The sequence below is a fragment of the Paenibacillus sp. E194 genome (assembly GCF_000935845.1).
Lineage (GTDB): Bacteria > Bacillota > Bacilli > Paenibacillales > Paenibacillaceae > Paenibacillus_B > Paenibacillus_B alvei_B.
Genome location: NZ_JMDX01000441.1, coordinates 1 through 2,338, shown reverse-complemented (window position 1 = coordinate 2,338; position 2,338 = coordinate 1). Strand labels below are relative to the sequence as shown.

General features: G+C 38.9%; 2 protein-coding genes. Both read right to left on the bottom strand.

All coding sequences use genetic code 11. From position 1 onward, the window contains the following. Positions 1 to 8 precede the first annotated feature (8 nt). Positions 9 to 365, bottom strand: coding sequence for a hypothetical protein (locus AZ66_RS28700; RefSeq protein WP_052648920.1), 357 nt, complete (start codon positions 363 to 365; stop codon positions 9 to 11). Positions 366 to 553: 188 nt separating this feature from the next. Then, on the bottom strand, positions 554 to 1,585 hold the full coding sequence (locus AZ66_RS28695) for a hypothetical protein (RefSeq protein ID WP_044358050.1): 1,032 nt from the start codon (positions 1,583 to 1,585) through the stop codon (positions 554 to 556). Positions 1,586 to 2,338: the final 753 nt, after the last annotated feature.

Sequence of the window (2,338 nt, the reverse complement as noted above, 5' to 3'; positions counted from 1 at the left end):
CAGCGCTTTTAGTACCTTCTCCTGAGCCTCTTTGCTGATTTATCGAGTGGAATCGTTGCATCCATCGACCATACTTCACCTTTTTTATAATTAAAGTAGACGACGTACTTTCCATCTACTGATTTAACCTTTGCATCTGAATCCCTTATATCCTCGGCAGTACCCTGCAACTTTACCTCCTTCCCCGCAAATTGCTTTACTGCTTTTTGCAGCTTGGCGGCCATCGTTTTGTCGATCTGAACCTTCTTATTATCCGTTTGCTTCTGCCCTTGCGCAGCCTCGGCTCCTGCAGGAATCGGGCCTGCCACGGCAACTAACATACTCGATACGATCATAGACGCTAGAATTGCTTTTTTCATGTTCATTTTATTTCCTCCTTTAATGGAACACTTGATAGCTATAATGCTAATGAATGGAATAGAACTTTACCACGAAACTTTATATGAATAAAAATTAAGAGAACATTAATGTTTGGATAGAAGTATCGGAGCACATAAAAAAAGCATCCTTTCGGATGCTTTAAACGGTTGATTTTCACTTCTACCTTTTTGTATTATTCTTCTTCTAGTCTGCTTCCAACAGGGCCTTCCCCTCCAGTAAGTGCATTTTCCCCGGATTTAAGGTACACTACCTTTTTATTGGCATCTAATGCCACTCTTACTTTCGCTACTTGATCTTTGACGAAGCAGTAGTCTTTATATAAGCTATCCCACTTTACTTCGTATCCCGTAATATCGATACCGAATAATTCCTTGGCAAGCGGAGCGGTCATCTCTTTTGCCACTTTTGCCGTAATCGTCTGGCTCGTCGTCACCTTTTTGCGAGCATTATGGTATAAGTTAGTTGCCTTCCCGCTCTGTTCATCTACGTAAAGAGTAGCGCTGCCGTCCTTTAATACCCATGCGTTTTTTTGAGTATTACTCACAAGATAAGCCTCTGTTATGTTAAATTGATGGTCTAACGCCGCTTTCACCGTTTCCTCCGCCGTTGTCAACAGCTTCGCTTCAAGCTCTTCCTTAGCAAATTCGATCTGGGCTTGATTAATATAATCTTTTAGATCCGGATCATTTTTAACGAGCGTTGCATTAAATCCTTTCCCCTTCAGGTAATAAGTAGAATTTGGGATGAACTGTTCCTTTTTATCTTCATAGTAACGTTCCAAGATCACCTCTTTATCAAAAGCATATGTTTTCCCCGAATACATTTTTTTCAACAATTTCAGAACATCGTCCTGATCCTTTTTGCTGATTTTGTCGATAGTTGTTTTTCCGTTCAAAGTCCATACTTGTCCTGTTTTATGATCAAAAAATATTTGATAGCCCCCGTCCACGGATTGAACCTTCGCCATCGTGTCATTCGCACGAACTAGTTCGCCAACATTTTGCAACTTGACATCTTTTCCGGCAAATTGACGTACAGCCTTTTGCAGCTTGGCAGCAACCTTTTTATCAATTTGAACACTGCTACTTGATGCTTGCTCTTTCTTTCCTCCTGCTGCTTCGGCTTCTACAAAAGTCGGGCCCGCCAGCGTAACCAACATACTGGATACGATCATGGATGCTACGACTGCTTTTTTCAAATTCATACTAAACCCTCCAATGTTTCATATTCTCATGGTGTACACCACTGGTGTATTCACCTACAATATATAACAATATCAATTCGCTCATTTGTGACATCATCTCTACTATTCTGTCCATTGAAGTGTGCTTTGCAACGAGCTGTTTCAATATTCCGGTTTTACTTTTGTCTTGCCTCATCAGCAGTCTGATAAATAAGTCCTCACAGACAAACTCCATTAAAAGATAACTAAATTATCAGTCTTGTATGTGCAATCCTAAAAGGTAAGAGGGAATACGCTTACAAACAACTTCATTTTCATAAGTAAATAAAAGCGCGAATATTAGGATTTCATAACTTTAAATGGGTGAACATGAAGATGTGTGGAAAGAATCATGAACTTGGAGTGTATAAGGTGTGGATGGTGGTTAACTTACCTAAAGTGTAAGTGGCACTAATCTAACCCTCTATGAATAAATGTTTTACGATTCAATTATCTTTGATACTTATCAACGATGTGGATAAATGAATCAGAGCTAGAATGTGTATAACTTCGTAATTTTGCGAAATATCGAATTAAAAGCGTATAGTTATCCTATGTTATGAACACGTTTTCAACAGAAATTGTGGATGGGACTGCTTATTTATACGAGATTGTATACTTTAAAAAGTTATCCCTCTGTGCATATCTTTGCAATAACATACCTATTCATCGGTGTGGATAAGCTGTGGACAAGAAATAACCCAACAACTAAAATAGTTAGTGGGTTATTCATTT

Excerpts from the sequence above, each read along its gene's own strand:
- AZ66_RS28700 (WP_052648920.1), bottom strand. The coding sequence starts at position 365 with ATGAACATGAAAAAAGCAATTCTAGCGTCTATGATCGTATCGAGTATG.
- AZ66_RS28695 (WP_044358050.1), bottom strand. The coding sequence starts at position 1,585 with ATGAATTTGAAAAAAGCAGTCGTAGCATCCATGATCGTATCCAGTATG.